The sequence below is a fragment of the Ciceribacter sp. L1K22 genome (genome assembly GCF_017599385.1).
Classification (GTDB): Bacteria; Pseudomonadota; Alphaproteobacteria; order Rhizobiales; family Rhizobiaceae; genus Allorhizobium.
Map to the genome: position 1 here is coordinate 1 of NZ_JAGFPK010000020.1, position 225 is coordinate 225.

The following is a 225-nucleotide window of genomic DNA, read 5'->3' on the forward strand; positions in this document are numbered from 1 at the left end:
GGGAGTACACGGCGACGATAACCCTCAGCGAGGCCTCAACCGACTTCGCCGTCGGCGACCTGACGCTCGTCAATGCAACGGCAACCCTCACCGGCTCCGGTACCACTTACACCGTGACGCTAACGCCAGTTGCCGACGGAACAGTCTCCGTGACGGTCCCGGCTGGAGCATTCACCGACGGGGCCGGCAATCCCAACACTGCATCAAACACGGCGTCCGCGATCT

The 225-nt window shown here is 63.6% G+C and carries 1 protein-coding gene; it reads left to right on the forward strand.

The features are described from left to right. On the forward strand, window positions 1–225 hold a 225-nt coding region (locus tag J5J09_RS22695), incomplete at both ends, for an Ig-like domain-containing protein (RefSeq protein WP_208554535.1).